Annotated in this window: 26 protein-coding genes and 1 tRNA gene; 22 read left to right on the forward strand and 5 right to left on the reverse strand. The window is 75.1% G+C overall.

The genetic code is table 11. The features are described from left to right. Positions 1–126 precede the first annotated feature (126 nt). Positions 127–693, forward strand: a complete 567-nt coding sequence (locus tag ABZW32_RS18535) for a DJ-1/PfpI family protein (RefSeq protein WP_356217166.1) — start codon at positions 127–129, stop codon at positions 691–693. 120 nt (positions 694–813) lie between these two features. Here the strand turns inward: ABZW32_RS18535 and ABZW32_RS18540 are convergent, their stop codons facing one another. Continuing rightward, on the reverse strand, positions 814–1,626 hold the full coding sequence (locus tag ABZW32_RS18540; protein ID WP_356217168.1) for a glutamate ABC transporter substrate-binding protein: 813 nt from the start codon (positions 1,624–1,626) through the stop codon (positions 814–816). Between the two features lie 204 nt (positions 1,627–1,830). Between ABZW32_RS18540 and ABZW32_RS18545 the strand changes: the two genes are divergently transcribed. From ABZW32_RS18545 to ABZW32_RS18575, 7 genes are all read left to right on the forward strand, one after another. Continuing rightward, positions 1,831–2,904 carry a hypothetical protein gene (locus ABZW32_RS18545; protein ID WP_356217170.1) on the forward strand — a complete coding sequence of 358 codons (1,074 nt, stop codon included), beginning with the start codon at positions 1,831–1,833 and terminating at the stop codon, positions 2,902–2,904. 108 nt (positions 2,905–3,012) lie between these two features. Next, positions 3,013–3,085 (forward strand) — tRNA-Arg (locus ABZW32_RS18550). Between the two features lie 112 nt (positions 3,086–3,197). Beyond that, complete coding sequence (locus tag ABZW32_RS18555; protein WP_356217171.1) at positions 3,198–4,349, forward strand: gala protein; 1,152 nt, start codon at positions 3,198–3,200, stop codon at positions 4,347–4,349. Continuing rightward, positions 4,346–6,355: an ankyrin repeat domain-containing protein gene (locus ABZW32_RS18560; RefSeq protein WP_356217173.1), complete on the forward strand. Its 2,010-nt coding sequence runs from the start codon at positions 4,346–4,348 to the stop codon at positions 6,353–6,355. The genes ABZW32_RS18555 and ABZW32_RS18560 overlap by 4 nt, the downstream gene beginning before the upstream one ends. Beyond that, positions 6,352–7,557 carry an AAA family ATPase gene (locus tag ABZW32_RS18565; RefSeq protein WP_356217175.1) on the forward strand — a complete coding sequence of 402 codons (1,206 nt, stop codon included), beginning with the start codon at positions 6,352–6,354 and terminating at the stop codon, positions 7,555–7,557. Before ABZW32_RS18560 ends, ABZW32_RS18565 begins: the two co-directional genes overlap by 4 nt. Before the next feature lie 77 nt (positions 7,558–7,634). Further along, positions 7,635–8,831 carry a VWA-like domain-containing protein gene (locus ABZW32_RS18570; RefSeq protein ID WP_356217213.1) on the forward strand — a complete coding sequence of 399 codons (1,197 nt, stop codon included), beginning with the start codon at positions 7,635–7,637 and terminating at the stop codon, positions 8,829–8,831. A gap of 104 nt (positions 8,832–8,935) precedes the next feature. Continuing rightward, positions 8,936–9,481: a TerD family protein gene (locus ABZW32_RS18575; RefSeq protein WP_356217177.1), complete on the forward strand. Its 546-nt coding sequence runs from the start codon at positions 8,936–8,938 to the stop codon at positions 9,479–9,481. 163 nt (positions 9,482–9,644) lie between these two features. Here ABZW32_RS18575 and ABZW32_RS18580 read toward each other — a convergent pair whose 3' ends face one another. Next, positions 9,645–10,256 (reverse strand): TetR/AcrR family transcriptional regulator, encoded by a 612-nt coding sequence (locus tag ABZW32_RS18580; RefSeq protein ID WP_356217179.1) that lies wholly within the window; start codon positions 10,254–10,256, stop codon positions 9,645–9,647. Between the two features lie 197 nt (positions 10,257–10,453). Between ABZW32_RS18580 and ABZW32_RS18585 the strand changes: the two genes are divergently transcribed. The 12 genes from ABZW32_RS18585 (at position 10,454) to ABZW32_RS18640 (ending at position 21,636) form a co-directional block, all read left to right on the forward strand. After that, positions 10,454–11,431, forward strand: coding sequence for a phosphatase PAP2 family protein (locus tag ABZW32_RS18585; protein WP_356217181.1), 978 nt, complete (start codon positions 10,454–10,456; stop codon positions 11,429–11,431). Beyond that, a complete protein-coding gene (locus ABZW32_RS18590) occupies positions 11,428–12,294 on the forward strand; it encodes a hypothetical protein (protein ID WP_356217182.1) in 867 nt (288 codons plus the stop codon). Before ABZW32_RS18585 ends, ABZW32_RS18590 begins: the two co-directional genes overlap by 4 nt. Before the next feature lie 13 nt (positions 12,295–12,307). Next, positions 12,308–12,598, forward strand: coding sequence for a hypothetical protein (locus ABZW32_RS18595; protein WP_356217184.1), 291 nt, complete (start codon positions 12,308–12,310; stop codon positions 12,596–12,598). 68 nt (positions 12,599–12,666) lie between these two features. Beyond that, complete coding sequence (locus ABZW32_RS18600) at positions 12,667–12,933, forward strand: GlsB/YeaQ/YmgE family stress response membrane protein (RefSeq protein WP_356217186.1); 267 nt, start codon at positions 12,667–12,669, stop codon at positions 12,931–12,933. Between the two features lie 72 nt (positions 12,934–13,005). After that, positions 13,006–13,500, forward strand: coding sequence for a ribonuclease E activity regulator RraA (gene rraA / locus ABZW32_RS18605; RefSeq protein WP_356217188.1), 495 nt, complete (start codon positions 13,006–13,008; stop codon positions 13,498–13,500). A gap of 101 nt (positions 13,501–13,601) precedes the next feature. Continuing rightward, a complete protein-coding gene (locus tag ABZW32_RS18610; RefSeq protein WP_356217190.1) occupies positions 13,602–15,248 on the forward strand; it encodes a peptide-N4-asparagine amidase in 1,647 nt (548 codons plus the stop codon). A gap of 27 nt (positions 15,249–15,275) precedes the next feature. Beyond that, positions 15,276–17,003 (forward strand): protein kinase, encoded by a 1,728-nt coding sequence (locus ABZW32_RS18615; protein ID WP_356217192.1) that lies wholly within the window; start codon positions 15,276–15,278, stop codon positions 17,001–17,003. Positions 17,004–17,079: 76 nt separating this feature from the next. Then, positions 17,080–17,991, forward strand: a complete 912-nt coding sequence (locus ABZW32_RS18620) for a squalene/phytoene synthase family protein (RefSeq protein WP_356217194.1) — start codon at positions 17,080–17,082, stop codon at positions 17,989–17,991. Between the two features lie 86 nt (positions 17,992–18,077). After that, entirely contained in the window at positions 18,078–19,061 is a 984-nt protein-coding gene (locus ABZW32_RS18625; RefSeq protein ID WP_356217195.1) for an ABC transporter ATP-binding protein, read from the forward strand. After that, the gene (locus tag ABZW32_RS18630) at positions 19,061–19,777 is read left to right on the forward strand and encodes an ABC transporter permease (protein WP_356217215.1); all 717 of its coding nucleotides are present in this window, start codon (positions 19,061–19,063) and stop codon (positions 19,775–19,777) included. The genes ABZW32_RS18625 and ABZW32_RS18630 overlap by 1 nt, the downstream gene beginning before the upstream one ends. Positions 19,778–19,930: 153 nt before the next feature. Further along, positions 19,931–21,034, forward strand: a complete 1,104-nt coding sequence (locus tag ABZW32_RS18635; protein ID WP_356217217.1) for a sensor histidine kinase — start codon at positions 19,931–19,933, stop codon at positions 21,032–21,034. Next, positions 21,031–21,636 carry a response regulator transcription factor gene (locus ABZW32_RS18640; protein ID WP_356217197.1) on the forward strand — a complete coding sequence of 202 codons (606 nt, stop codon included), beginning with the start codon at positions 21,031–21,033 and terminating at the stop codon, positions 21,634–21,636. The genes ABZW32_RS18635 and ABZW32_RS18640 overlap by 4 nt, the downstream gene beginning before the upstream one ends. Positions 21,637–21,666: 30 nt before the next feature. Here the strand turns inward: ABZW32_RS18640 and ABZW32_RS18645 are convergent, their stop codons facing one another. The 3 genes from ABZW32_RS18645 to ABZW32_RS18655 all read right to left on the reverse strand — a co-directional run bounded on the left by ABZW32_RS18645 (position 21,667) and on the right by ABZW32_RS18655 (position 24,424). Then, on the reverse strand, positions 21,667–22,446 hold the full coding sequence (locus tag ABZW32_RS18645; protein ID WP_356217199.1) for a LysM peptidoglycan-binding domain-containing protein: 780 nt from the start codon (positions 22,444–22,446) through the stop codon (positions 21,667–21,669). A gap of 388 nt (positions 22,447–22,834) precedes the next feature. Further along, positions 22,835–23,470 (reverse strand): hypothetical protein, encoded by a 636-nt coding sequence (locus tag ABZW32_RS18650; RefSeq protein WP_356217201.1) that lies wholly within the window; start codon positions 23,468–23,470, stop codon positions 22,835–22,837. A 33-nt stretch (positions 23,471–23,503) separates the two neighbouring features. Beyond that, the gene (locus ABZW32_RS18655; RefSeq protein ID WP_356217203.1) at positions 23,504–24,424 is read right to left on the reverse strand and encodes a dihydrodipicolinate synthase family protein; all 921 of its coding nucleotides are present in this window, start codon (positions 24,422–24,424) and stop codon (positions 23,504–23,506) included. A 70-nt stretch (positions 24,425–24,494) separates the two neighbouring features. Between ABZW32_RS18655 and ABZW32_RS18660 the strand changes: the two genes are divergently transcribed. Both ABZW32_RS18660 and ABZW32_RS18665 read left to right on the forward strand, forming a co-directional pair. Further along, positions 24,495–25,481, forward strand: coding sequence for a LysR substrate-binding domain-containing protein (locus tag ABZW32_RS18660; protein WP_356217204.1), 987 nt, complete (start codon positions 24,495–24,497; stop codon positions 25,479–25,481). Between the two features lie 73 nt (positions 25,482–25,554). Further along, positions 25,555–26,640, forward strand: coding sequence for an S-(hydroxymethyl)mycothiol dehydrogenase (locus ABZW32_RS18665; RefSeq protein ID WP_356217206.1), 1,086 nt, complete (start codon positions 25,555–25,557; stop codon positions 26,638–26,640). The last annotated feature ends 92 nt before the right edge of the window (positions 26,641–26,732 follow it).

The following is a 26,732-nucleotide window of genomic DNA, read 5'->3' on the forward strand; positions in this document are numbered from 1 at the left end:
CCAACAGGTAAAGGCCATGTGTCGGGGGCGCGGACCTTGGGGTTTGCCGTCCGGCCGGCTCGGGCACGGTAGCGGTGGCCTCGGCAGGGCCGAGGCGACCGTGAACAGTCCTACCGGGAGCAGCCCATGGCAGCGAAGATCCTCATCGTGACCGGCGACGCGGCGGAGTCGCTGGAGGTCCTCTACCCCTACCAGCGCCTGCGCGAGGAGGGGTACGAGGTGCACATCGCGGCCCCCTCGGTCAAGAAGCTGCGCTTCGTCGTGCACGACTTCGAGGAGGGCTTCGACACCTACACGGAGAAGCCCGGCTACACCTGGCCGGCCGACATCGCCTTCGCCGACGTCGTCCCCGGGGAGTACGCCGCCGTGGTCGTCCCGGGCGGGCGCGCGCCGGAGTACCTGCGCAACGACCCCGACGTACGGCGGATCCTGGCCGCCTTCGCCGGGGCCGACAAGCCGATCGCGCAGATCTGCCACGGACCGCTGATCACCGCCGCGAGCGGGGCCCTGGACGGCCGCCGGGTCACCGCCTATCCGGCGCTGGAGCCGGACATGAAGGCGGCGGGGGCCGGTTTCGAGGACTCCGAGGCCGTGGTCGACGGCACTCTCGTCTCCGCCCGCGCGTGGCCCGACCACTCCGCGTGGATGCGGGAGTTCCTCACGGTCCTGCGGGCCAAGGCGCCGCTGGCGTAGCGGCGGCCGGTGCCCGCGCCCGGAGTCGCGGCCGGGGCCCGCTCCGGCGGGGGCCGGATCGGCCCCCGCCGGGCCTCGCCGTGGGCGCCCGCCGGGCGGGCGCCGCGGCTCCGAGGGGCGTCAGCTGCTGGTCGTGACCTGGGGCGCCGGCTCGTACTTGTAGTTCGCCGGTCCGAAGTTCTTCTTCACGGCCGCTTCCCAGGAGCCGTCCGAGACCATCTTGGTGAGCGCGGTGTTGATCTTGCGCTGGAGGTCGTTGTCGCCCTTCTTGACGCCGATGCCGTAGTTCTCGTTGCTCAGCCGCAGGCCGACCAGCTTGAACTTGCCCTCGTTGCCCTTCCTGGCCGAGTACCCGGCGAGGATGGAGTTGTCCGTGGTCATCGCGTCGACGAGGCCGTCCTGGAGCGCGACGAGGCACTCCGAGTAGCCGCCGAGCTCCAGCACGCTGGCCTTGGGCGCCAGGTTGTTCTTGACGTTCTCGGCGGAGGTCGAGCCCGTCACCGAGCACAGCTTCTTGGTGTTGAGGTCCTCGCCCTTGGTGATCGAGCCGTCGTCGGCGCGGACCAGCAGGTCCTGGTGCGCGACGAAGTACGGCCCGGCGAAGTCGACCTTCTCCTGCCGCTTCGCGTTGATCGAATAGCTGGCGGCGACGAACTTGACCTCGTTGTACTGGAGCAGCAGCTCCCGGTCCGAGCTGTACACCTGCTTGAACTCGATCTCGTTCGGCTTGTAGCCGAGCTCCTTGGCGATGTACGTGGCGACGTCGACGTCGAAACCGGTGAAGGTGCCGTCCGCCTCTCGCATCCCGATGCCCGGCTGGTCGAACTTGATGCCGATGGAGAGGGGCTCCTTCGGGGCCTCACCACCACAGCCGGAGGCGGTGGCGGCTAGGGCGATCACTGCGGCGACCGCACCGGCCTTGGGAACCTTCATGCTGCACTCTTTCCTCGGGAACGCGGAACCACGGGGGGAAAATCGCGGGAACGGGGGCACGCGCGCAACCGCGGGGGCGTCATGGCGCGTGTATGAGGAAGCTAGGAAGGTGACGGGCGCAGCGTCACTAGATCTGAGTAAAACTTGAGGATAACGATCCGGTTCTGCCGAAGGATCTTCGTCGGTTCCGGGTCGTCACAGGAGATGGGGGCCGGGCGAGTGGCGGACGAAGCGACGGGCGGGGCGCGGGTCGAAGGGAACACGCTCCTGCTGGGCGAAGGCGTACGTATCCGGTTCATCCGGACATTGCGCCTCCCGGAATCGGGAACGCACGAGCTCCCGCCCGGTCTGGGGGAGTTCCCGCTGCGGCGGGTCGAGGACTACCCGGACACCGTCCCGCCGCAGTGGCGGGCCAAGGGCGGCGTGATGCTGCCGGTGTACCTGCGCGAGGCGATGTGGCTGAGCTTCGGCGGCTCGCGGGAGCCCGCCGCCCTCCAGGTCGGCGTCGGCAAGGTGTGCGCCGTCTCCGGCGAGCGGTGGACGGGCCGGCTGTCGCGCAAGCCGCAGAACTACGTGGTGCTGCCGCGCCAGCCCTGGCTCGACGGGATCAACTCGGGTGACGGGACGGTGCGCCAGTTCGTCGCCGTGCCGCTCGGCCTCGGTGCCACGGTCGAGGGGCAGGTCACGGGCGAGGAGACCACGGGCGGGGTACAGCTCCAGGCGTTCGCGCTGAGCCCCCGGGAGTTGAGGAAGTGGCGCGAGGCCGAACGGGAGCGCGCCCTGCGGGTCCTCCCGGCCGCCCCCGGCTCCGCGCCCGCCGGCTTCGGCTACGGCGCCCCGCCGCAGGCACCGATGGCGGCCGCCCCCGCCCCCGCCCCCCGGGCGTCGGCCCCGGCGATGGGGCTCGGCGTCGGCGGGAGCATGCGCCAGGAGGTCTACCGAGACGACCGCAAATCCGCCGCCTGGGCCGACAGCCCGGCCGCGCGGGTCTTCGTCCACCTGGTGACCCCGCCGGAGTGGCGCCGCATCACCGGCGAGGACGCGCCGCCGTCCCCCGTGGACCGGGCCGCCTACACCCGGGCCGGCCTGCCCTGGTACGACTACTACGACGAGACCGGCGCCGACCTCCCGGCCGCCGGGCCGCTGGGCGCCGTCAAGCCGGTCGGCGACTGGCTCGGCGACGACCACGCCCCGTGGGTCCCACCGGTCCCCGGCCAGGTGATCCCGCTGGGCAACGCCCCGCGTCCGGGCGAGCCGGTGCAGGACGGGGACTGGTAGCGGGGGGCCGGCCGCCGGGGCGGGCCGGTCCGTCACCGCTCCGGCCGGACCGGGTTTTTCAAACTGGTGATCGATTTTCAGCCGCCGCCTCGGTATGATCACCTCAGCAAGGCCGTAGCGCAGAGGTCGTCGCGCCCAAGCATCGAGCTGGAGGACGTCGGTTCGAATCCGACCGGTCTTGCGTCTCCTTCCGACCGCCGTACCGGCATGCCTCCATGCCGGCACGGCGTCGTGCACGCAGTCAACGAAGTGGTGGGTCGCCGGGCGCCGGCGAGGAAACCGGTGGAGTGGTGATGACACAGCCGACGCCCGTACGGTGCCCCGCGATCGAGCACCCCGACATGCCGCTCGCCGATCCGGCGGCCCTGGACCCGCTGCTCGCCCGCCTCGCGGACGCCCGGCCCGTCGAGGCCGACGAGGCCTTCCCGCTCGGCACCCTGCGCGCCGACGGCCGCCTCGACCTCTGCAAGCAGGGCCTCGGCCCCGCCGGAGGCTCCCGGCTGCTGCCCGCCGCCATCGCCTCCCCACACGCCGCGCACCTGCTGCTCGGCACCAACGCCCTCGGCGACACCGGCGCCCGCGCCCTGGCCGAGGCCCTCACCGGCGCGGAGACCGGACACGGGGTGCACACCCTCTACCTCGGCTGCAACCGGATCGGCCCGGACGGAGCGCTCGCCCTCGCCGGAGCCCTCGCGGAGGACACCACCGTCCGCGCGCTCTGGCTCAAGCGCAACCCCCTCCACGCCGACGGCGCCCGCACCCTCGCCGCACTCCTGCGCCGCAACACCGCGCTGCGCACCCTCGACCTGGTCAACACCGGGATCGGCGCCGACGGCGTACGCCTGCTCCTGGACGCCCTGCTCACCCGGGAGGTGCCGCTGGAGCGGATCTTCCTCGGCGGCAACGGCCTCACCGCCGAGCACGCCCCGCTGCTCGCCGCCCTCATCCGCGACGCCGGGGTGCGCGAGCTCTACGTACCGGCCAACCACCTCGGGGACGAGGGCGCCGCCGTCCTGGCCGCCGCCGCGGCGGACGCCGGCCCCGGCCACCCGGTCCGCCTCGGTCTCGGCGGCAACGGCATCGGCGTCGCCGGAGCACGCGCCCTCGCCGGCGCGCTGGACGGGATCGAGTCGCTCGACCTCGGCCGCACGATGTCCGAGCGCAGCCTCGGCTCCACCGGCAACGACCCCGGGGACGAAGGCGCGTACGCCCTGGCCGCCGCCCTCCCCGGCAGCCCGCTGCGCCGCCTGGAACTGCGCCACACCGGCATCACCGGCCGCGGCGCCAAGCGGCTCCTCGCCGCAGTGCCCGACGACAGCCCGCTGGAACACGTCGGCCTGGGCCCCGGCCTGCCCCGCCGCGTCAAGCGCTCCTTCACCGAACGGCTGCGCCCCGCCCGCGCGGCCCACCCGGACCTGCGCGCCATCGGCAGCGTGTACCGGTGAGCCCCGACCTCCGCGCGCCCGGGGCCCTTTCGCCCGAGGAGGCGGCGTCCTGGCTGCGGGTCCGCCGCTACGGCGTACCCGCCTGGATGATCGAGCAGGCCACCCGGCACCGCCTGGCCGGTGACTGGCGGGCCGCCTGCGCCGCCGCGTCCGTCGAGATCGGCTTCGACCCGGCGGCCCTCGCCTCCCGCCACGGCGCCGCCGTGGCCGACGCGGTCACCGAGGACCTGCGGCACCTCGCCCCCGACCTGTTGCGCTGGCACCTCCCCCGGGTCCAGGGCGGGCGCACCACGCTCGCCCCGAGCCGCCGGGTCCTGCTGGCCTCCTACGCCCCGGACGGCGGGCCCCGCCGGGGACGCGGGGTGCCCGTGCTGCACGTCACCACCTTCGGGATGGTGGACGGCCCGCAGCGGCTGCGGCTGGAGTGCGCGCCGCTCTCCCCGGACCACACGGCCGGCAGCCGCATCGACTGGACCACCGATGACTGGACGGCCGCCCGCCACTTCTGGGACGTACGGCGCACGGCCGAACTCCGCTCCCGCTACGGGCCGGCCGACCGCCTCCCCTTCTTCCGCCCCGACGGCACCCCGCTCGTCGACGGCGAACTGCCCACCGCCGACCCGGGACCGGCCGACCCGGCGGCCCGCGCCGAATGGGCCGCGGTCCTGTCGGCCCGCGGCGAGTTCGCCGAGGCCTTCGCGGTGTCCGGCACGGAGCTGGACCTCGGCGTGCCGGACCGGGCGCGGTCGATCACCTCGCCCGAACGGGCCCTGGCCTCCTTTGCGGCCTCCGGTCCGGACCCGGCCCGGCTCCTGTCCGAGGTCCGGCTGCTGGCCGCGGCCGGAGCCGGAAACCGCTTCCGCTACGTTCCCGACTGGCGTTGCCGCGTACTCCTGGAACTGCCCGGCGCCGGGGACGCGTCGGTGCGGGACGCGGACGCCGGTGCGCCGCTGCGCCTGCGCCTCGCCGAGCCCGACGACCTGCGCGGAGTGCCCCGGCTGCCCGAGTACGCCTGGCGCCCGCTGCCCGACCTCCAGCTGCTGCGGACCGGCCGGATCGCGCCGCGGGCCCTGCATCCCCTGGTCGCCGCCGCCCTGTTCCCCGCGTCCGACCCGGCCGAGGGGCCGTCCGGCCCCGCCGCGCCGCGGCCCGTGCGGGTGCGGTGCACCGGCGTCTGGCACGAGGTCCGCTCACGGGGCGGCGTGCTCGACATGCCGCACACCGCGCAGGAGCAGCAGCGCGAGAACGCGCTGCGGGCCTTCGGGGGGACCATCTCCGGCTGCTTCGCCGTGCGCGAGTCCTGGACCTCGGGCGAAGGCCGGCTCCCGCGCGCCCTGCGGGACGAGCGCCGGGACCTCTTCCTGCGCGCCGTACACGGGGACGCCCCCGGCGTGCTCCACCTCCTCGACGCCGGTGTCGACCCCCACGTCCGGGACGCCAAGGGCCGCACCCTGCTCCACATGCTGCCCCACCTGGAGCACGAGGAACTCCTGCCCCGGCTGCTGGCGGCCGGACTCGGGCTGGAGACCGAGGACGTCTCCGGCCGTACCGCGCTGCTCGCCGCCGTCCGGGACGGTGGCACCGCCGACCTCGTCCGGGCGCTGATCGACGCCGGGGCGCGCCTCGACGTGACCGACGAGGCCGAGATGTCCCTGAGCCAGCTGGTGCGCCGCTTCCGGCGCGACGACCTGACCTTCGTGCGGGAGCTGGTGGACGAGCGGTACCCGGACATCGGGGCCGACTACTTCGACGAGTACATGGAGTGGCGGGACGAGGAAGAGGAGGAGGCCGGGCAGGAGTGGCAGGACGCCTACGAGGCGGATCCCTTCGAGGGCGACGACCCCTTCGAGGAGGAGGCGAAGTCCGCCGAGGAGGATCCCTTCGGCTCGGCCGACCCGTTCGAGGGGATCGAGGAGACCGGTACGGCCGAGGAGGCCGACGGGACCGGAGAGGCCGACGGGGCCGAAGTAAGCGACGGAGCAGGGGAAGGGGCGGGGGACCGGTGAGCACCGCGCAGTCACAGCACCACCCGGCCGACCCGCTCGCCGCCGCCGATGACCTGAACGCCCGCCTGGACGCCACCCGCACCGAGCCCGCCGTCCTTCCCCAACTCGAAGCCCTCGCGCTGGCGGTGACGGCCAATCAGCCCGTCCTGCTGTGGGGTGAGCCCGGCATCGGCAAGTCCGCCGGCATGGAGCGGCTCGCCGACGCCCTCGGGGTGGGGCTGGAAACCGTCATCGCCAGCGTCCACGAGCCCTCCGACTTCGCCGGGCTGCCGATCGTCGGCGACGACCCCGCCACGACCGGCGTCCCGATGGCCCCGCCGGACTGGGCGGTGCGCCTGGCCCGTACCGGACACGGACTGCTGTTCTTCGACGAGTTGTCCTCCGCCCCGCCGGCGGTCCAGGCCGCCCTGCTGCGGGTCGTCCTCGAACGCCGGGTCGGCAGCCTGGTGCTGCCCCCCTCCGTACGGATCGTCGCGGCGGCCAACCCGCCGTCCAGCGCGGCCGACGGCTGGCACCTGAGCCCGCCGCTCGCCAACCGCTTCGTCCACCTCGACTGGACGCACGACCCGCGCACGGTGGCCCGCGGCATGGCCGGCACCTGGCCCGAGTCGGCCGTCCCCACCGTGGACCCCGCACGGGCCGCGGGCGCCGCCGCCCGTGCCCGGGGCGTGATCTCCGGGTTCCTCACGGCCCGTCCGGGCCTCGTCCACCACCTGCCGAGCGACGCCGAGGGCCGCGGCCGCGCCTGGCCCTCGCCGCGCACCTGGGAGATGGCGCTGCGCCTGCTCGCCACCGGGTACGCGGCCGGGTCCGGCGGCGAGGCGCTGTCCGCCGTGCTCACGGGGGCCGTCGGCGACGGTGCGGGCCTGGAGCTGCTCTCCTACCTGGAGCACCTGGACCTGCCCGACCCGGAGCGGGTCCTCGCGCACCCGGAGGCCTTCGCGCTCCCCGAGCGGGGCGACCGCCAGCTGGCCTTCCTGATCGCCGTGGTGGCCGCCGTGCAGAGCGATCCGACGCGCGCCCGCTGGGAGGCCGGCTGGGTGGTCCTGGCCAAGGCCGTCGACGCGGGCGTGCCCGACGTGGCCGCGCGGGCCGCCGCGGACCTGGCCGCGATGCGGGAGCCGGCCTGGCCCATACCGGCCGGGATCGACGCCTTCGTGGAGCTGCTCCAGCTCGCCGGGTCCCTGCCCGGCGCCCGCTGACGGGCCGCCGCACCGTGCAGGACGAACCGCCGTACCCGGAGCCGTCCGCGGACCCGGAGCCCGCCCCGGCTCCGGTCCTGGACCGGGCGAAGCTGCTCGCCGCCCGGTACTCCGCCGCCGAGGCCCGGCCCTACCTCGCCTCCGCCCTCTACGCCCTCACCGTCGTCCCCTCCCCGGGCCCGTCCGGGGTGGCCACGATGGGTGTCGACCGCCATTGGCGCTGCTACGTCTCGCCCGCCTTCGTCGAGCGGACCCCCGTGGCGGAGCTGGCGGGGGTGTGGATCCACGAGGTGGCCCACCTGCTGCGCGACCACCACGGCCGCGCCGACCGGCTGCCGGCGGCCGACCAGCGCGATCCGGTCCGCATCAACATCGCCCAGGACTGCGAGATCAACGACGACCTCCTCGCCGACGGACTCGCCCTGCCCGCCGGGCGGATGGAACCCCGCCTCTTCGGCCTCGCCACGGGCGCTCTGTTCGAGGAGTACCTGCCCGGGGTTCCCGCGACCCCGCCGCACGGCGTGGACTGCGGCTCCGGGGCGCACGGGATCCCACGCCCGTGGGAGGTCCGGCCGGGCGGGGGAGCGGGACGGGAGCCGAGCGGGATCGGCCCGGCGGAGGCGGAGGCCCTGCGCCGCGCCACCGCGCAGGCCATGCGGGCCCACCAGCGCACCCGCGGCACCCTCCCCGGCGGCTGGGACCGCTGGGCCCGCGAGGTGCTGGAGCCCACCGTGGACTGGCGGCGCGCCCTGGCAGGGGCGGTGCGGGAGGCCGCGGCCTGGGCGGGCGGCGCCGTCGACTACACCTACCGGCGTCCCTCGCGCCGTACGCCCGCGCTCGGCGGCCGGGTCGTGCTCCCGAGCCTGCGCCGCCCGCTGCCCAGGGTCGCGATCGTCGTCGACACCTCCGGGTCGATGGGCGAGGAGGAGCTCGCGGCGGCGCTGGGGGAGGTCACCGGCGTGCTCCGGGAAGTGGGGGTCGGGGGCAACCGGGTCGCCGTCCTGGCCTGCGACGCCGACGTGCAGACCGTGAGCCGCGTGACCCGCGGCGGCCAGGTGGAACTGGCCGGCGGCGGGGGCACCGACATGCGCGTGGGCATCCGGGCCGCGCTGTCCCAGCCGGACCGGCCCAACGTCGTGGTCGTCCTGACCGACGGATACACCCCGTGGCCGCACGAGCCGCAGTCCTGCCGGCTGATCGCCGCGCTGATCGGGGCGGACGCCCCGCAGCCGCCGCACTGGGTGGAGACCGTACGCGTCGACCCCACCCGGTGAGCGTGACTGGCCGGGAACGTACGGTGGCGCACCCCGTGATCACCGGCGCGTGGCAGCATGGCGGGGCGGCACGGGCCAAAGCGGCCGGGCGGAGGGGGAGTTCGATGAGTGCGGTACGCAAGAGTCTGGCCAAGGTGGAGATAGCGCTGCGCTGGGACCCCAGCCCGGCCGGGACCCCCGCCAACGACCTGGACATCGTCGCGGCGGTGTACGCGGCCTCCGACCCGCACGGGGAGCCGGTCTACCTCGTGCACTTCGGCAGCCGCGCCCCCGACGGCACCATCACCCTGACGAGGGACAGCCGTACCGGGCAGGGCTTCGGCTTCGACGAGGTGATGACCCTCGAACTGGACCGGCTGGCGCCGGAGCTGGGCCGGGTGGTGGTCGGCGTGGTGATCCAGGACGCCGGTCCCGCAGCGGAGCCCGGCCGCAAGACCTTCGGCGGGGTGGCCGGCAAGGGGCTGCGGATACGCGAGGGCTACACCGACCTCGCGACCGGCGACCTCGAGGAGGTGGCGTACGCCACGGCGGCCACCGTCGCGGAGTTCGTCCGGGACGGCGCGGGCGGCTGGGCGCTGGACGCGCGCCCCCGGGGGTTCGACGCGGACCCGGAGGAGTTCGCCCGCGTCATGGGCACCGCGCGGGGCTGATCCCGCGCGCGGTACCCCGGGAGCCTTGCGGACGGGGCGGCGGCCACTCTGCTCGGGAGTGACCGCCGCCCCGTCCGGGTGGCGCGCTGCCGCCGTCCCCACGAGGCAGCGCGGGCAGGTCGCCGTCCGGTCATCGTGGACGGCGGCCCACCGGTACGGGGGGTCAGGGGATGATGCCGAGCGAGGGCAGCAGGGCCGCGTCGACGAACCTGACCAGGTAGTCGGCGTCCGCGTACCGCCCCTCCAGCACCGGCCGGATCCGCAGCACACCCATCAGCTGCGCCGGCAGGAACTCCACGGCCGGATGGTCTGCGGCGATCTCGCCCCGCGCCACCGCCCGCGCCACGATCGCGTCGAACGCGGTCAGCTCCGGCTCCACCAGGGCCTCGCGCAGCGCGCCCTGGAGCTCCTCGTCGCTGAGCACGGCGTGCCCGAGCGCCTGGGTGAGGCGGGTGTCGCGGCCCGAGGTGCAGGCGGCGATCCGGGCGGCTTCGCGCAGGTCGCCGGCCAGGGTGCCGGTGTCGACGCTCGCCAGCGTCCGGTCCCCGCGGCTCGCGCGGCTCGCCCGCAGGGCGGCGGCCACCAGCCGGGGCTTGGTCTTCCACTGCCGGTAGAGCGTGGACTTGCCGCAGCAGGCGCGGGCCGCGACGCCCTCCATCGTCAGGGCCTCGTAGCCGTGCTCGCGCAACTGCTCCAGGACGGCGTCGTAGAACTCCTGCTCGCGCTCCGGGGTGATCTTGGAGCGGCGTGCGGTGACCTGCGGCGTCGACGTCATGGGGGTGAGCTCTCCTCGCGGTCTCCTGGGCGGCCGGTTCCGGTGTTCCGAGTGTACGGCTACGGAGGCGTATCGGTACACCCGCGTATCGATACGCGAATGTATCGATACACTGGCGTGTCGATAGGAAGCGGGTCCGGACCGACGGGAGACCGCCGGGGACCCGTGTCCACACCCGAAAGAAGTGAGACCGGGGGATGACCTCCCACACCACGCCCGGCCGGCCGGCCGCCGGGAAGAGGGACGCGCGCCGACGGCTCATGCGCGAGCTGCTGCTCGTCGCGAGCCTCTTCGCCGTCTACAAGGCGGGCCGGATGCTCTCGACGGGCCGCACCGACGAGGCCCTGCGCAACGCGGACCGCGTGTGGGACGCCGAGCGCGCCCTGCACCTGCCCGGCGAGGGCGCCGTGCAGCGGCTGCTGATCCACTCGGACGCCCTCGTGCACACCGCCAACACCTACTACGCCGCCGTGCACTTCCCGGCGACCGCCCTGTTCCTGGTCTGGCTGTACCTGCGGCGCCCGCGCCACTACCTGTGGACCCGCCGGGTGCTCGCCGTCCTCACCGGCGCCGCGCTCGCCCTGCACCTGTCGTTCCCGCTCGCGCCCCCGAGGATGCTCGGCGCCGCGCACCTGGTGGACACCGGGCAGGTCTACGGGCCCACCGTCTACCGGGCCGAGGCGGCCGCCGACACCATGGCCAACCAGTTCGCCGCGATGCCCTCGCTGCACTTCGGGTGGGCACTGATGCTGGCCATCGGCATGATCGCGGCGACCCGGTCGAGGTGGCGCGCGCTGTGGCTGCTGCACCCGCTGGTCACCCTGCTCGTGGTGGTCGGCACGGCCAACCACTACTGGCTCGACGCGATCGTGGCCACCGTGCTGCTCGGGGCGACCCTCCTGCTGATCCCGCGCCCGGCGGCCGGGCGGGCCGGGCCACGACCCCACACGGAAGCCCTGGCCCCGGCTCCAGCCCCCGTTCCGGCCCCGGCTCCGGCTCCGGCCCTGGCCCCGGCTCCAGCCCCGGCTCAGGTCCCCGTCCCGGCTCCGGCTCCGGCCCCCGTCCCGGTCTCGGCCTCGGTCCCGGTCCCGGTCCCGGCCCCCGCCGTGCCGTCCGTGTCCGGCCTGCCGGTATCCGTACCCACCGCCGCCGCGTCCGCCGGGGGGAGGCAGTGAACGCCACCGCCCTCGCCGTGGCGCTCTGCCTCGCCGCCGCCGTGACCTACGCGGCCGCCGCCGTCGCGCAGGAGCGGCTCGCCCGCCGCGCCGTCGCCCGTACCGCCACCGCCCTGCTCGGCAACGGCGCCTGGTGGTGGTCGGCCGGGCTGAACGCCGCCGCGGCGCTGCTGCACGCCGCCGCCCTGCGCTACGGCCCCCTCACCCTGGTCCAGCCGCTCGGCGCGCTCACCCTGGTGGCCGCGGTGCCGCTGGGCGCGCGCGGCGCCGGACGGCGGGTCGCCGCCACCGAATGGCGGGGCACCCTGGCCACCGTCGTCGGGCTCGGTCTGCTGCTGCTCCCCGCCTCCGGCCCGGCGCCCGACGACACCCTCACCCTCGCCGAGGCCCTCGGCGTCTCCGGCGCCACCGCCGCCGTGATCGTCCTGCTCACCGCGCGCAAGGACCCCCGTTCCGGCCTGCGCCACGCCACCGCCTCCGGACTGGCCTCCGCCGCCGCCTCCGCCCTGACCCAGACCGTCGCCGTGGCGGGCGGCCGGGGCGGCGCCCTGCTCAGCGTCCGGGTGGTGACGGTGGCCCTGCTCGTGGTGGTGTTCGCCGTCGGCGGGATGCTGCTCTCGCAGCGGGCCTACCGGGGCGGCCTCGGAGCCCCCCTCGCCGTGGTCAACCTGGCCAATCCACTGGCCGCCGCCGCCATCGGGATGATCCTGCTCGGCGAACGCATCCAGGGCGGCGCCCTCGGCATCCTGCTCGCCGTCGCCGGAGCCCTGGCCGCCACGCGCGGGGTCCTGCTGCTGACCCGCACCCCGCCCGGCGCCCCGGCCGCGTCCACCGAAAGCCGCCCCCTCCGGCCGGCCATGTGACAGCATGATCCGCATGGCTGACCGGTCGTACCTCTCCCTGTGGTCCAGGAACTCCGTCCTCTCCATCGGCTCGGTGGGCTCGGTGCTCTCCATCGGCTCCGTCGGCAGCGTGCTGTCCGTCGGCTCCCTCGGCTCCACGCTCTCGCTGGGCTCGGCGGCCTCCTGGCTGAGCGTGGGCTCCGCCTTCTCCGCCTGCTCCAGCCTCTCCCTGTTCGCCTACCGCTCCCGGGGCGGCATCGCGGTCGTCGGCGCCGTGACGACCGCCGCCCTGGCCACCGCGCTGGTGCGCGCCCGCCGGGCCTGAGAACCGTTCCGCCCCCGGTGGCGTCCTCCTCCAGGAGAGACCCACACCAACGAGCGGAGTGAACGACCATGGGCATCATCGGCTGGATCATCCTCGGCCTGCTGGCCGGAGGCATCGCCAAGATCCTGCTGCCCGGCCGCGACCCCGGCGGCCTCATCGGCACCACCCTCATCGGCGTCGCGGGATCCTTCGTCGGCGGCTGGCTCTCCGTGAAGTTCCTGGACCGCCCGATCCCGACCGAGTTCTTCGACCTCACCACCTGGGGATCCGCCATCGCCGGCTCCCTCGTGCTGCTCATCTGCTACCGCATCCTCTTCGGCAACTCCCGCGGCTGAGCCGGCGTACCGCATTGCCTACGCTGGGCCCGCACGGCGCGACGTACGACAGCTGCGAGGAGCCCCGCACCCATGAGCCCCGTCCCGGTCACCCCCGTCCCCACCGCCGACCTCTACGACGAGTACGGCGAGGACCTCGGCATCTGTGCCACCCCCTTCCGCCGGATCGGCGGCCGCCGGCTCTTCGCCGGCCCCGTGCGCACCCTGCGCTGCCACGAGGACAACGCCCTGCTGCGCCAACTGGTCAACACCCCCGGCGACGGCGCCGTCCTCGTCGTGGACGGCGGCGGCTCGCTGCGCACCGCCCTGGTCGGTGACCTCCTCGCGGGGGCGGCGGCGGCATCCGGGTGGGCCGGGCTGATCGTCAACGGCGCCGTCCGCGACAGCGTCGCCCTCGGCGGGCTCGACCTCGGCGTGCAGGCGCTGGGCACCTGCCCCCGCAAGAGCGGAAAGACGGGTGCGGGCACCGTCGACGAACCGGTCACCATCGGCGGCGTCACCTTCCGGGCCGGGGACACGGTCCACGTCGACGACGACGGCATCGTCGTGCTGCCCGCCGGGCGCTGACCCGGGGCGCGGACACCGGGCACCGGCGCCGTACGTTTTGCGCCACCCGCGCACCCCGGGACCTGGCGGCGGCGGTCCGCGACCGGTTTCACTGCGGGCCCATGAGACGACACAGGATCAGGATCATGGGCCTGCTCGGCGCGCTGACCCTCGCCGCCGGGGTCCTGGCCGGACCCGCCGCCGCGGCCGGCGCCACCCCGCCCGCCGCCGCGGCCGCCGCCACCCCGCCCGCCGAGTTCGGCACCGACTGGCACGACCCGCTCACCGCCGCCCCGCCCGTGGAACGGCCCCCGACCCGCTCCTGCGAGGTGACCCTCGCCGAAGCGCAGTTCCGGGACTTCACCCCCTACAAGGGGAGCTACGCCCCGCCCGCCGCCTGCGGCCGCTCCGCCTGGGCCAAGGTCGTGCTGCGCCTCGACGGCAAGGTCAAGGGCCGCCAGTACGACCGCCTGGGCAACCTCACCCTCGGCGGCGTGGAGATCCTGCGCACCTCCACCCCCGAACCGTCGCCCGACGGCATCGCATGGTCCGTGGAGAAGGACGTCACCGCGTACCGCGACACCCTCAGCCGCCCCCAGCCCGTCGAGATGCTGATCGGCAACGTCGTCAACGACACCTACACCGGGGTCATCGACGTCAAGGTCACCCTGACCTTCTACGCCGCGGAGGGCCGCACCGCGCCCGCCGACACCCCCGACCTGGTCCTCCCGCTCACCACGCCCGCCGTCACCACCCCGCGCAACACCGAACGGCTCCTCGCCGAGGTCTACGCCACCGGCTCCGGAGGCGGCTGCGAGGAGTACTGGTACCTGACCGTCCCCGACGCCGCCCCCTACTCCTGCAAGGCCGCCGACGGCCCCTACCGCGAGGTCCGGATCTCCGTCGACGGACAGCTCGCCGGCCTCGCCGCCCCCTTCCCGACCGTCTGGACCGGCGGCTGGTCCAACCCCTTCCTCTGGTACGTCACCCCCGGCCCCCGCGCCTTCGACGTCCAGCCCCTGCGCTACGACCTCACCCCCTACGCCGCCCTCCTCAACGACGGCCGACCGCACCGGATCGAGGTCTCCGTCGCCGGGGTGCCGGCCGGCCAGAGCGGCTGGAGCACCCCCGCCAACCTGCTCCTGTGGCAGGACCACGGCCGCCCGGTCGTCACCGGCGCCCTGACCCGCCACGAGGAGGGCGCCCCGGAGGGCGGTACGCACTGGACCCCCGCCCCCGGCCCCGGCGCCGAACACCGCCTGGACACCGAGGGCGGACACCGCCTCACCGTCGCCGGGCACCTCGACACCTCCCACGGCCGGGTCACCACCACCGTCACCCGGGCCGTCCGCGCCACCTCCGCCCACCGCTGGACCGAGGGGGAGGACCGCGACGCCCTCACCGCCTCCTGGAGCGATGACGAGAGCGTCACCCGGGGCGCCACCACCACCCGCACGCAGCGCGCGTACACCATGGACGGCGAGACCACCCTCGGCGCCGGGGACCGGCTGCGCACCGTGCTGTCCCTCGGCGACCGGGCCGACACGGTCACCCTGCGCGGCGGCCGCGAGGTCGACCGCACCCGGCTCGACGACCGGTACACCGGCGACGCCTCGTACACCGCGAACGTCCCGCGCGAGCAGCGGCACGCCATCGGCACCACCACCGCCCGCTACCGGCTGTACGGGTCCACTGCGGGAGACGGCTGTTACGACCGTACGGTGACCACCGCGCAGGGCACCGTGACGGAGGACCGCCGCCGCTGCTGACACCGGCGGCGCCTACGATGACGCCCCATGGACACGAGTGAGGCCGGCAGACGGCTGGTCGACGGCCGCTTCGAACTGATCGGCCCCCTGGGCGCCGGAGGCATGGGGACGGTGTGGCGCGCCCGCGACATCGCCCTGCACCGCGAGGTCGCCCTCAAGGAGGTGCGCCCGCCGGACCCGGCCACCGCCGCCGCCCAGCCGGACCTCGTCGTCCAGCTCCGCGAGCGGGCCGTCCGCGAAGCCCGCGCGCTCGCCCGCCTCGCGCACCCGAACGTGGTGACCATCCACCACATCGTGGAGCCCGCGGCCGGGACGGACGACCACCCGTGGATCGTGATGGAGCTCGTCAAGGGCGGCTCCCTCTCCGACCGGCTGGCCGCCGGACCGATGCCGCTCGGGGAGGTGCTGCGGCTCGGTCTCGACGTGCTCTCCGCGCTGCGGGCCGCGCACGCCGAGGGCGTCCTGCACCGGGACGTGAAACCGGCCAACGTCCTGCTGCGGCCCGACGGCGGCGCGGTGCTGACCGACTTCGGCATCGCCGCCCTGCACGGCGCGACCGCGCTCACCTCCACCGGGGTGCTGATCGGCTCTCCCGAGTACATCGCGCCCGAGCGGGCACGGGGCGAGGAAGGGCTGGCCGCCTCCGACCTCTGGTCGCTCGGGATGCTGCTCTACGTGGCCGCCGAGGGGACGCACCCGCTGCGCCGGTCCACCAGCCTGGCCACCGTGGTCGCCGTGCTGGAGGACCCGATCCCGGCGCCGGTGCGCTCCGGCCCGCTGGGCCCCGTACTGGAACGCCTCCTCGTCCGGGACCCCGCGGCGCGGCCCGACGGGGCGGCGCTGGAAGCACTGCTCAGGGACGCGAGCACCGCTCTCGCGGCGGGGACCCCGGGCTCCCGTCCGGCAGGGCCCGCCGCCGTCCCCGCGGCCGCCCCCGGCCACTACGGGCCGCCCGCCCCCGCCACCGCGCAGTCCGTCCCGCCCGGGGCGTACCCGCCCTACGGGCCCTACGCCACGGGCCCGGCACCCGCCGCCACCGTCCCCGTGGCGCGCGAGGACGGCCGCCGCCGCCCGCGCGCCCTGCCCGCCGTCCTGCTGGCGGCCGCCCTGGCCGCCGGGATCTTCGGCGTGGTGCAGCTGCTCCCCGACGGGGACACCGGCACCGGCACCGGCGCCAAGCCCGGCGGCGGCGGCGCGAGCCTCCCGGCGACCGCCGGCCCCGCGGGCTCCACCCCCTCCGGATCCGGGCCCGCCGCCCCTCCGCTCGGCCCCCGCGCGAGCGCCCCGGCGAGCCAGGCCGCCACCCCCCCCAAGGGCAGCCTGCTCACCCCGGACCGCATCCGCACCGCCCTCGCCGCACTCAAGCAGCAGACCGGCACCACCACTTTCGCCAAGATGACCGTCTACGACGAGTACGTCATAGCCTCGGTCCCCACCGCCGCCGGTGCGGAGACCCTGGACTACTGGGAGTACCGCGGCGGATCCGTCCGGCACACCGGCCCCGCAGGCACCGTCAAACAGGGCGACCCCCTGATCGACATGGCCGCCGTCGGCTGGGACGCGCTGCCCGCCCTCCTGGAGACCTCCACGCGCGAAATCGGCCTCCAGAAGCCGTCGTCCCGGTACGTCATCGTCGACCCCTGGATGATGGACCAGGTCCCCTGCATGCGGACCTACCTCAGCGACGAGTACGGCCGCGGCGGCTACGTACTCGCCGGGACCGACGGCCAGGTCAAGAAGGTCGTCAAGTTCTGACACCGTGGACCCGTACGCGCGCGTACGGGTCCGACCCGTCCGGCACCACCGCACCGCTTCGAGGAGCACGGCCACCATGCCCAGCTGGCGCACCACCCTCACCCGGGCGGGGATCACGACCCCCCGCCTGCGGGACGACTACACGCACGCCGCCCGCCGGGTCCTGCGCCGGGAACCGGCCCCCTACGCCACCCTGCGCCTGCTCGCCGCCCCGCCCCTGGTCCCCTGGCTCACCGCGGGACTGGCCTTCATGAACCGGGTCGACGACGTGGCCGAGACCGGCACCCCGGCCGAACGCGCCTCCGCCACCGCCGCGTTGGCCGGACACGTCGAGGCCGCCCTCGCCACCGGAGACAGCCCCGACCCCCTGCTGCGCGCCTACGCCGACGCCGTGCGCACCCGGGGCCTGCCGGGGTCCTGGGTGACCCGCTTCCTCGACGGCGCCGCCACCGCCGAGGCCGCCTTCGACGGTTTCGCCGCCGAGGAGGACTTCCAGGCCTACCTCGACGCCTACGCCTGGCCCGGGGTCCTCGTCTTCACCGGCCTCCAGTACGAGGGCGGCCCCGACGCCGAACAGGCCGCCGGCTGGCGCCGGTTCGTCGACGCCGCCCAGCGCGTCGACTTCCTCGCCGACCTGTCCGGAGACCTGGCCGAAGGCCGCCTCTGCATCCCGCGCGCCCGCCTCGACGAGCACGGCGTGACCCGCGCCGACCTGGAGGGGGCCCGTGAGACCCCGGCCGTACGCGCCCTCCTCGACGCCGAAACCCGCCTCGCCCGCCGCGCCCTGGCCGCCACCGACGGCATCCTGGACCTCGCCGAACCGGGGCTGCGCCCGGTGATCGCCACCATGACGGAACTGATGGACCACCAACTGACCTCGGTGGAAAGGGCCGGCACCGCCGTCCTGCGCCGCGACACCGGATACGGCCTCGTCGCCCCGCTGCGCACCCTCGTGCGGGCCCGCGCCCGCGCCCGCGCCGTCCGGTGACCCCGGCGGACCCGTGACATTCGTACTGCCCGGGTCCGTACAAGCGCATCTGCCGGGTCGGGGGCCCCGTTCGTAGCGTGGGGGACATGACGAAGACCCCGAGCGCGGCGCACCCCGCCCGCGTCGCACCCCAGCAACTCCGGGACCCCGACGGGGACGTGCCCGCGATCCGGTTCCGGCACGCCGCCAAGTCCTTCGGCGCCGTCCGGGCCGTCGCCGGACTCGACCTGGACGTGCGGCGCGGCGAGACCGTCGCCCTCCTCGGCCGCAACGGCGCCGGCAAGTCCACCGCCATCGGCCTGCTGCTCGGCCTCGACGAGCCCGACGCGGGCAGCGTCCGGCTCTTCGACCGGACCCCGGCCGAGGCGGTGCGGGCCGGGCGGGTGGGTGCGATGCTCCAGGAGGGGCGCGCCGTACCGCGGATCACCGTGCGGGAGCTCGTCGCCTTCGTCGCCCGGACCTACCCGGCGCCCATGCCCGTCGCCGAGGCGCTCGGCCTCGCCGGCCTCACCGACCTCGCCGGGCGCCGCGTCGACCGGCTCTCCGGAGGGCAGGCCCAGCGCGTCCGTTTCGCCGTCGCCCTCGCCGGGAACCCGGAGCTGATCGTGCTCGACGAGCCGACCGCCGCCCTCGACGTGCAGTCCCGGCGCGCCTTCTGGGGCTCCATGCGGGCCTACGCCCGGCGCGGCAACACCGTGCTGTTCTCCACCCACTACCTGGAGGAGGCCGACGCCCACGCCGACCGGATCCTGGTCCTCGACGGGGGCAGGATCGTCGCCGACGGCACCGGGGAGCAGCTGCGCCGCACCGCCGCCCGCGGTTCGCTGGTCTGCGTCGACCTGGCGGGCCGCCCGTCGGGCCACCTCGCCGCCCTTCCCGGGGTGGACGCCGTCGAGGTGCGGGGCGACCGCGCCCGGCTCCGTACGCGGGACCCGGACGCCACCGTGACCGCCCTCGCCGCCCTCGGCGCGGTCCGGGGCATCGAGGTCACCGCGCCCTCGCTCGACGACGTCTTCCTCGCCCTCACCGGCGCCACCGCCACCACCGCCTCCGGGGGGAACGCCCGATGATCACCGCTTACGTCCGCCTCGAAGTGCGGCGCACCCTGCGCGACGTCTCCTTCGTCGTCTTCGGCATCGGCATGCCGGTCCTGATGTACCTCCTCTTCACCAACCTCGGCGGCGTCGACCCCGAGTGGAAGACCGCCTCGATGGTGGCGATGGCCGCCTACGGGGCCCTCGGCGCGGCCCTGTCCACCGGGACCGGGGTCGCCGAGGACAAGGGCAGCGGCTGGCTGCGGCAGCTGCGGGTCACCCCGATGACCCCGCGCCAGGTGGTGACCGGCCGGGCGCTGACCGGCTCGGTGATCGTCCTGCCCGCCATCGCCGCGGTGCTCGCCGCGGGCGCCTTCGTCAACGGGGTCCGGATGGACGCCTGGCAGTGGGCCGCCGTCGGCCTCGTCCTGTGGCTCGGCGCGCTCCCCTTCACCCTGCTCGGGATCGGCAACGGCTACCGGCTCACCGCCCAGAGCACCGGCCTGGTCAACGTCGGCTGCAGCCTGGCGCTCTCGATCCTCGGCGGTCTCTGGTTCCCGGTCGAGTCGTTCCCGCGGTGGCTGCGCTCCCTCTCCGAGCTGACCCCGACCCGCCGCTTCGCGGAACTCGGCCAGTCCCTCGCCGCCGGTGCCGCCCCGGGCGCGGCCGCCGCCGCGGTGGTCGCGGTGTGGGCCCTGCTGTTCACCTCGTACGCGGTGCTCTCGTACCGTCGGTCCGCGAGGAAGGTGTGACCCATGGAGCGGAGGACAGGAGTGACCATGCAGGGCCGACGGGAGCGCGCGGCGCAGCGCAAGGCCGCGTGGGAGGTGAGCAAGGCCCAATGGCGGGCGGCGGAGAAGAAGCGCAGGGCGTGCGGCGAGTCCCCCGACTACGGCCGCGGCCCGATGGGCCCGCCCAACGCCTTCGCGCTGCTGCCGTGGCTGCTGCTGGGCATGGGCGCCGTCTCCAACGTCATCAAGGGGGAGACCCCCAACCCGTGGATCGGCGGCCTCGGCCTGCTGGTCTTCAACTCCCTCTACATCACGCTGGTGTTCCGGGCCTTCGACCCGAAGGCGCGGGCGGCGGCCGGCACCCGCTGGTGCCTCGTGGCCCTGTGCGCGCTCACCTGCGTCCTCGCCCTCGCCTACGGGGGCAACTGGCTGCTGTTCTTCCCGCTGTGCGGTCTTGCCACCGGCGCCGTGGTCCGGGGCCGCAGGCTCGCCCCCGCCATGTTCGTGGTCACCGCCCTGGCCGGGGTGATCTCGGGGCGGCAGGAGGGCTGGGACACCCTCGGCATCGTCTACGGGACCTTCCTGTCCGGCATGGTCACCGCCACCATCCTCGCCCTGTCCGAGACGGTCAAGCAGCTCCGTGACACCCGGCAGGAGCTGGCCCGGGCCGCCGTCGACCAGGAGCGGCTGCGCTTCTCCCGCGACCTGCACGACCTGCTCGGCCACACCCTCTCGGTGATCGTCGTGAAGTCCGAGGCCGCCCGCCGGATCGCGCCCCGGGACATGGGAGCGGCCCTCGACCAGGTCCGCGACATCGAATCGGTGGGCCGGCAGGCGCTCACCGAGATCCGGGAGGCGGTCACCGGCTACCGCGAGGCCAGCCTGGCCGCCGAACTCGACCGGGCCAGGGGCGCGCTGACCGCCGCCGGCATCGAGCCCGTCGTACGCCAGTCCGGGCCCCCGCTGCCGCCGCAGACCGCGGCCCTGCTCGGCTGGGTGGTCCGCGAGGCCGCCACCAACGCCATCCGCCACAGCGGAGCGGCCACCTGCGAGATCGAGCTGCGCAGCAGCGCTGAGCGGGCCGTACTGGTGATCACCGACGACGGGAGCGGCGTAGGCTCGACCCCGCCGGGCAGCGGACTGACCGGCCTCGGTGAACGGCTCGCCCTGGCGGGAGGCACCCTCGGCAGCGGACCGGCCCCGGGCCGCGGGTTCCGGGTCACCGCCGAACTGCCGCTGGAGCCGACCGGTGGGGACGAGGACGGAGTGGGTCGATGATCAGGGTCCTGCTGGCCGAGGACCAGGGCATGATGCGGGGCGCGCTGGCGCTGCTGCTCGGGCTGGAAGAGGACATCGAGGTGGTGGCCCAGGTCGCCGCCGGGGACGAGATCCTGGCGGCCGCGCTCGAAGCCCGGCCCGACGTCGCCCTCCTCGACATCGAACTGCCCGGCCGCAGCGGCCTCGACGCCGCTGCCGAGCTGCGCACCCGGCTGCCCGGCTGCCGGGTGCTGATCCTGACCACCTTCGGCCGGCCGGGGTACCTGCGCCGCGCGATGGAGGCGGGGGCCGCCGGGTTCCTGGTGAAGGACGGCCCGGTGGAGGAACTGGCCGTCGCCGTGCGCCGGGTGCTCGCCGGGGAGAAGGTGGTCGACCCCTCCCTGGCGGCAGCCGCCCTGGGCGCCGGCCCCAACCCGCTGACCCCGCGCGAGGTCGACGTCCTCCAGGCCGCCGCCGACGGGGCCACCGTCGCCGACATCGCGGGCCGGGTGCACCTGTCCGAATCGACGGTGCGGAACTACCTCTCCGCGGCCATCGGCAAGACGGGCACCCGCAACCGCATGGAGGCCGTACGGGCGGCCCGCCGCCAGGGGTGGCTCTGAGCCGTACGGGTGCGGACCACGTGACGGCCGTCAGTACGCGCCGTTGACGTTGTCGATCGAACCGTAGCGGGCGGCCGCGTAGTTGCAGGCGGCCGTGATGTTCGCGACCGGGTCGTACGAATCCATCGGCGTGCCGGGGACGTGGTAGGCGCGGAAGGTCGGGTCGATGACCTGGAGGAGGCCCTTCGAGGGAATGCCGGCCGCGGCGTTGGAGTCCCAGTTGTTGATGGCCAGGGGATTGCCCGAGGACTCCCGCATCACATTGCGGTGGATTCCGTTGTAGCTGCCGGGAATTCCGTGCCGGGCCATGATGTCCAGGGACTCCCGGATCCAGCCGTCGAGGTTGTTGGCGTACGTGGCCGCGGGCTTGACCGCGGCCTCCGTGACCGCGGTGGCCCCGGCGGCGGCGGCCTTGGCCGCGGCGCCGAGGCGCAGGGTGAGGCCGGGGCGGATGACCGAGGGGTCGGCGCCGATGACGCTGCGGTTGTCGGCGTAGAGGGTCTGCCAGCCGCCGCTCACGGAATGGTCGGCCGCGATCTTCGAAAGGGTGTCGCCGCCCACCACGGAATAGGTGAGGGAGAGCGCCGCCTTTTCGGCGGCGGGCTGTGCCGCCGGCTGCGCCGCGGGCTGTGCGGCGGGCCGCGCGAGGGTGCTCGCCGCGGGTGCCACGGCCGGCTGGGTGACCGCCGCGCCGGCGGTGGTGGCGCTGATCAGCGGGAGGGCGAGTGCCGCGCCCCCCGTGCCGGCGAAGGCCAGCCTGCGGGCGATCCGGTACTGCTTCGGCCGACGGTGCTTACCCTTTGCGGACATGGCGCTGTTCCTCACGTGGGGGTGCGGGAGAGCCCTGGCGCCGACCGGATTCGGTGTGCGGCCGCCGGGAGTGAGGGTGACCGTAGGCGAGCGCGCGGGACCGGAACAAGACGCGAATTTCCCGAGGAGATCGACTTCCCGTCGACGGCCCGGTAAATGACCTTGAATGGAGATCCCGGAAAGCGGCGATTCCCTTTCCGTAAAAAGGAAATCGGCGTGGCGCGGGAATTGATGTTGAAGGGGTGCGCGTGACCGACATCACGGTTTGAAGGGTCGGAATGCCGCTTCGCGCAATACGGTCAATTAGCCGACCGATGCTGCCGATTCGGGCGACCGGCGCGATGGTGGCGAATCGCCCATCATGGGCTCTTTCCGGCGCCGCCGGGCCTCAGAGGGCGGCGGGCAGCAGCTTCCGGATCGCCGCGACGGCGGCCCGCGGCTCGTCGGCGTGGCAGCACACCGTGCGCACCCGGGTCCGCCCGCCCCACGCCCCGACCACCGTGACCGGCCGGACCAGCTCCAGGGTGACCGAGGTCTGACCGGCCACGGCCGCGTCCAGGACCCCCTCCCGGTCCCGGTTCGCGTCCGGGAAGCGGAGTTCCTCGCGGACGGAGTCGATCAGCTCGGCCGGTATCCACAGGTCGAGGGAGGTGCGATGGCGCACGCGCACCCCGGTGGACCCGACCACGTGGGGCCGGGTGACCGCCGCCGCGTGCAGCCCGAGCGCCAGGAGCACCACGTAGAGGTCGAGGACCAGCATCACCAGGTGGGCCACCGGATACGGGGCGAGCATGAACGACACCCCGGCCGTCTCCAGTGCGAACACGAAGACCAGCCCGTACGAGGTCGGCGCCTGGGCCCGCGCGTACCCGACTGCGGTGTCCCCCGCCCCGACGCCGTCCCTGCGCCGGGCCACCCACAGGGCGAGGCTCCGCAGCCGGCGCCGCTCGTGCGCCACGAGCAGGCGCGACCGGGCGAGGGCGCCCGGCCCCGAGTCCCCGGTGCCGTCCTCCCCGTTCCCCATGGCCCCAGTGAACAGGGATCGACTGCTCCGCGCCTAGTGGATTTCGGCCAACTCCTTCACGGTGGCCGCGACCGCCTGCGGTGATGCGGGCAGCAGCGGGAGGCGTACGTCCGGGGTCGGGATCCGGCCCTGTGCGTGCAGTACGCCCTTGACCACCGACGGGTTGGGCTCCGCGAAGGCCGTCGCCGAGAGCCGGGCCAGCGCGTGACCCAGGGCCCGCGCGCGCCCTACGTCACCGGCCCGCCACGCCGCCGCGAGCTCCACGAAGCGCTCCGTCGCCAGATGGGCCGAGGCCAGGATCCCGCCGCCCGCCCCGAGCGCCAGCATCGGTGACAGGTACGCGTCGTCCCCGGCCAGGACGGCGAACCCGTCCGGGAGGTCGCCCAGCAGCGCCACCGTCTCCTGGTCGATGCCGCCCCCGGCGTACTTCAGCCCGGCCACCCCGGGCAGGGCCCCGAGCGCCCGCAGCGCGCCCGCGTCCAGCGGCTGCCCCGTCCGGTAGGGGATGTGGTAGACCACCAGCGGTACGGGGCTCACCCCGGCCAGGCGCGTGAAGTGCGCCAGCACCCCGGCCGCCGAGGGCCGCAGGAACGAGGGCACGGTCACCAGTGCCGCCCCGACCTCCGGCCACCGTGCCAGCCGGGCCAGCGCGGCCTCGCTCGCCCGCGTCCCGCTCGCTCCGGCCCCCACCGTGAGCAGGCCGCCCCGCTCCCGGCAGACCCGGGCGCAGACCCCGGTGACCAGATCGCGCTCGGCCTCCTCCAGCGTGGCCGTCTCCGCGGTGGTGCCGAGGGCCACGATCCCGGCCGCACCCGCTTCGAGCGCCTCGTGGGCGAGCGCCTCCAGGGCCTCCGCGGCGACGTTCCCGGCCCGGTCGAAGGGGGTGACGAGCGGGACGTGGATCCCGTCGAGCGCCGTGGTGTCCGCTGTCGTCTCGTGTGTGTCCAGTCGCATGGGACGAGCTTGGCCCGCTCCGAGCATCGAATCCAGTTCGCATTCCTTACTCGAACCGTAAGCTGGGCCGATGCTCGACGTACGCCGCCTGCGGCTCCTGCGGGAACTCGCCCGTCGCGGCACCATCGCCGCCGTGGCGGAGGCGCTGTCCTTCAGCCCCTCCGCCGTCTCCCAGCAGCTCTCCGTCCTGGAGCGGGAAGCCGGGCTGCCGCTGCTGGAACGCACCGGCCGCACGGTCCGGCTCACCCCGGCCGCCCAGAACCTGGTCCGGCACGCCGACGCCGTCCTGGAGCGGCTGGAGCGGGCCGACGCCGATCTGGCCGAGGCCCGCGGCGGTCTGGCCGGCGCCCTGCGGATCGGTGCGTTCCCCACCGCCACGCGGGCCATCGTCCCGGCCGCCCTGGTGCACCTGGCCCGCCGCCACCCGGGGCTGGAGCCGATGGTGTCCGAGACCGACCCGGCGGCGGTCGCGCACGCGCTGCGGGCCGGGGACCTGGACGTGGCGCTGGTGCACGAGTACGACCTCGTCCCCGAGCCGCCCGAGCCGGGGCTGGCCACGCGGCCGCTGTACCGGGAGGCGATGTACCTGGCCACCCCGGCGGCCACCGCCCCCGCCCCGATGCCCGTCCCCGCCCCCGCGGACGCCGCCCCCGCGGACCCGGGCGCCCCGCCCGCGGGCGGTCCCGGGCAGGACGCGGTCCTGCGCGCGCACCGGGACGATCCCTGGATCACCGCCACCCCCGGTACCCTCTGCCACGCCATGACCGTCCGGGCCTGCCGGGCCGCCGGGTTCACCCCCCGGGTGCGCCACCAGGTGGACGAGTTCGCCACCGTCCTCGCGCTGGTCGCCGTGGGCCAGGGCGTCGCGGTGGTGCCGCAGCTCGGCGTCACCGACCCGGCCGGGCCCGCGGTGACCCTCGTCCGCCTGCGCATGGAACGCCGCACCAAGATCGCCTTCCGCGGCGGGGCCGGGGCCCACCCCGCAGTGGCCGCCTTCACGGCCGCCCTGCGGGCCGCCGTACCACCGGATCTGGCCGCAGCGCGCGCGGAAGCATGACGCAACTCCCGTACCGGGCGGCGCCCGTGTACGTTCGGTGATCCAGACCGATCCGATCAGAACGGGGTATGACGTGACGCATCGCGTACGAGGTGTCATCGCGCGGAGCAAGGGCGCACCGGTGGAGACGACCACGATCCTCGTGCCCGACCCGGGGCCGGGCGAAGCCCTGGTCAAGATCCAGGCCTGCGGGGTCTGTCACACCGATCTGCACTACCGGGAGGGCGGGATCAACGACGAGTTCCCGTTCCTCCTCGGTCACGAGGCGGCCGGCGTCGTGGAGTCCGTCGGGCCGGACGTCACCTCGGTCGCCCCCGGGGACTTCGTCGTCCTCAACTGGCGCGCGGTGTGCGGCACCTGCCGGGCCTGCCGGCGCGGCCGTCCCTGGTACTGCTTCGCCACGCACAACGCCACCCAGCCCATGACCCTGGAGGACGGCACCCCGCTCTCCCCGGCGCTGGGCATCGGGGCCTTCGCCGAGAAGACCCTGGTCGCCGCCGGGCAGTGCACCAAGGTGGACCCGGCCGCCTCCCCGGCCGCCGCCGGGCTCCTCGGCTGCGGGGTGATGGCCGGCCTCGGCGCCGCCCTGAACACCGGCAACGTCGGACGCGGAGACTCGGTCGCCGTCATCGGGTGCGGGGGAGTGGGCAACGCGGCCGTGGCCGGTGCCCGGCTGGCGGGTGCCTCGAAGATCATCGCCGTGGACCTGGACGACCGGAAGCTGGAGTGGGCGCGCGGCCTCGGCGCCACCCACACCGTCAACGGGCGTACGGAGGACGTGGTCAAGGCCGTCCAGGAGCTGACCGACGGCAACGGCGCGGACGTCGTCATCGAGGCGGTGGGCCGCCCCGAGACCTACCGGCAGGCCTTCTACGCCCGCGACCTCGCGGGCACGGTGGTGCTGGTCGGCGTACCGACGCCGGAGATGAAGCTCGAACTGCCGCTCCTGGACGTCTTCGGGCGCGGCGGCGCGCTGAAGTCCTCCTGGTACGGGGACTGCCTGCCCGAGCGGGACTTCCCGCTCCTGATCGACCTCTACCTCCAGGGCCGGCTCGACCTCGACGCCTTCGTCTCCGAGACCATCCCGCTCGACGGGGTCGAGGACGCCTTCGCCCGTATGGAACGCGGCGAGGTGCTCCGCTCGGTCGTTCAGTTCTGACCCGACCCGGCCGCCTCCGGCGGTGACCGGCCCGCGGGCGGACCCGCGGGCCGGGGACGCCGCCGGGGGGTACGGCCCCCCACTGGGGTGCG

Source organism: Streptomyces sp. NPDC004667, from assembly GCF_040609475.1.
In the GTDB taxonomy this organism is placed as follows: Bacteria; Actinomycetota; Actinomycetes; order Streptomycetales; family Streptomycetaceae; genus Streptomyces.

Excerpts from the sequence above, each read along its gene's own strand:
- ABZW32_RS18535 (WP_356217166.1), top strand. The coding sequence starts at position 127 with ATGGCAGCGAAGATCCTCATCGTGACCGGCGACGCGGCGGAGTCGCTG.
- ABZW32_RS18540 (WP_356217168.1), bottom strand. The coding sequence starts at position 1,626 with ATGAAGGTTCCCAAGGCCGGTGCGGTCGCCGCAGTGATCGCCCTAGCC.
- ABZW32_RS18545 (WP_356217170.1), top strand. The coding sequence starts at position 1,831 with ATGGGGGCCGGGCGAGTGGCGGACGAAGCGACGGGCGGGGCGCGGGTC.
- ABZW32_RS18555 (WP_356217171.1), top strand. The coding sequence starts at position 3,198 with ATGACACAGCCGACGCCCGTACGGTGCCCCGCGATCGAGCACCCCGAC.
- ABZW32_RS18575 (WP_356217177.1), top strand. The coding sequence starts at position 8,936 with ATGAGTGCGGTACGCAAGAGTCTGGCCAAGGTGGAGATAGCGCTGCGC.
- ABZW32_RS18580 (WP_356217179.1), bottom strand. The coding sequence starts at position 10,256 with ATGACGTCGACGCCGCAGGTCACCGCACGCCGCTCCAAGATCACCCCG.
- ABZW32_RS18585 (WP_356217181.1), top strand. The coding sequence starts at position 10,454 with ATGACCTCCCACACCACGCCCGGCCGGCCGGCCGCCGGGAAGAGGGAC.
- ABZW32_RS18595 (WP_356217184.1), top strand. The coding sequence starts at position 12,308 with ATGGCTGACCGGTCGTACCTCTCCCTGTGGTCCAGGAACTCCGTCCTC.
- ABZW32_RS18600 (WP_356217186.1), top strand. The coding sequence starts at position 12,667 with ATGGGCATCATCGGCTGGATCATCCTCGGCCTGCTGGCCGGAGGCATC.
- rraA (WP_356217188.1), top strand. The coding sequence starts at position 13,006 with ATGAGCCCCGTCCCGGTCACCCCCGTCCCCACCGCCGACCTCTACGAC.
- ABZW32_RS18610 (WP_356217190.1), top strand. The coding sequence starts at position 13,602 with ATGAGACGACACAGGATCAGGATCATGGGCCTGCTCGGCGCGCTGACC.
- ABZW32_RS18615 (WP_356217192.1), top strand. The coding sequence starts at position 15,276 with ATGGACACGAGTGAGGCCGGCAGACGGCTGGTCGACGGCCGCTTCGAA.
- ABZW32_RS18620 (WP_356217194.1), top strand. The coding sequence starts at position 17,080 with ATGCCCAGCTGGCGCACCACCCTCACCCGGGCGGGGATCACGACCCCC.
- ABZW32_RS18625 (WP_356217195.1), top strand. The coding sequence starts at position 18,078 with ATGACGAAGACCCCGAGCGCGGCGCACCCCGCCCGCGTCGCACCCCAG.
- ABZW32_RS18635 (WP_356217217.1), top strand. The coding sequence starts at position 19,931 with ATGGGCCCGCCCAACGCCTTCGCGCTGCTGCCGTGGCTGCTGCTGGGC.
- ABZW32_RS18640 (WP_356217197.1), top strand. The coding sequence starts at position 21,031 with ATGATCAGGGTCCTGCTGGCCGAGGACCAGGGCATGATGCGGGGCGCG.
- ABZW32_RS18645 (WP_356217199.1), bottom strand. The coding sequence starts at position 22,446 with ATGTCCGCAAAGGGTAAGCACCGTCGGCCGAAGCAGTACCGGATCGCC.
- ABZW32_RS18650 (WP_356217201.1), bottom strand. The coding sequence starts at position 23,470 with ATGGGGAACGGGGAGGACGGCACCGGGGACTCGGGGCCGGGCGCCCTC.
- ABZW32_RS18655 (WP_356217203.1), bottom strand. The coding sequence starts at position 24,424 with ATGCGACTGGACACACACGAGACGACAGCGGACACCACGGCGCTCGAC.
- ABZW32_RS18660 (WP_356217204.1), top strand. The coding sequence starts at position 24,495 with ATGCTCGACGTACGCCGCCTGCGGCTCCTGCGGGAACTCGCCCGTCGC.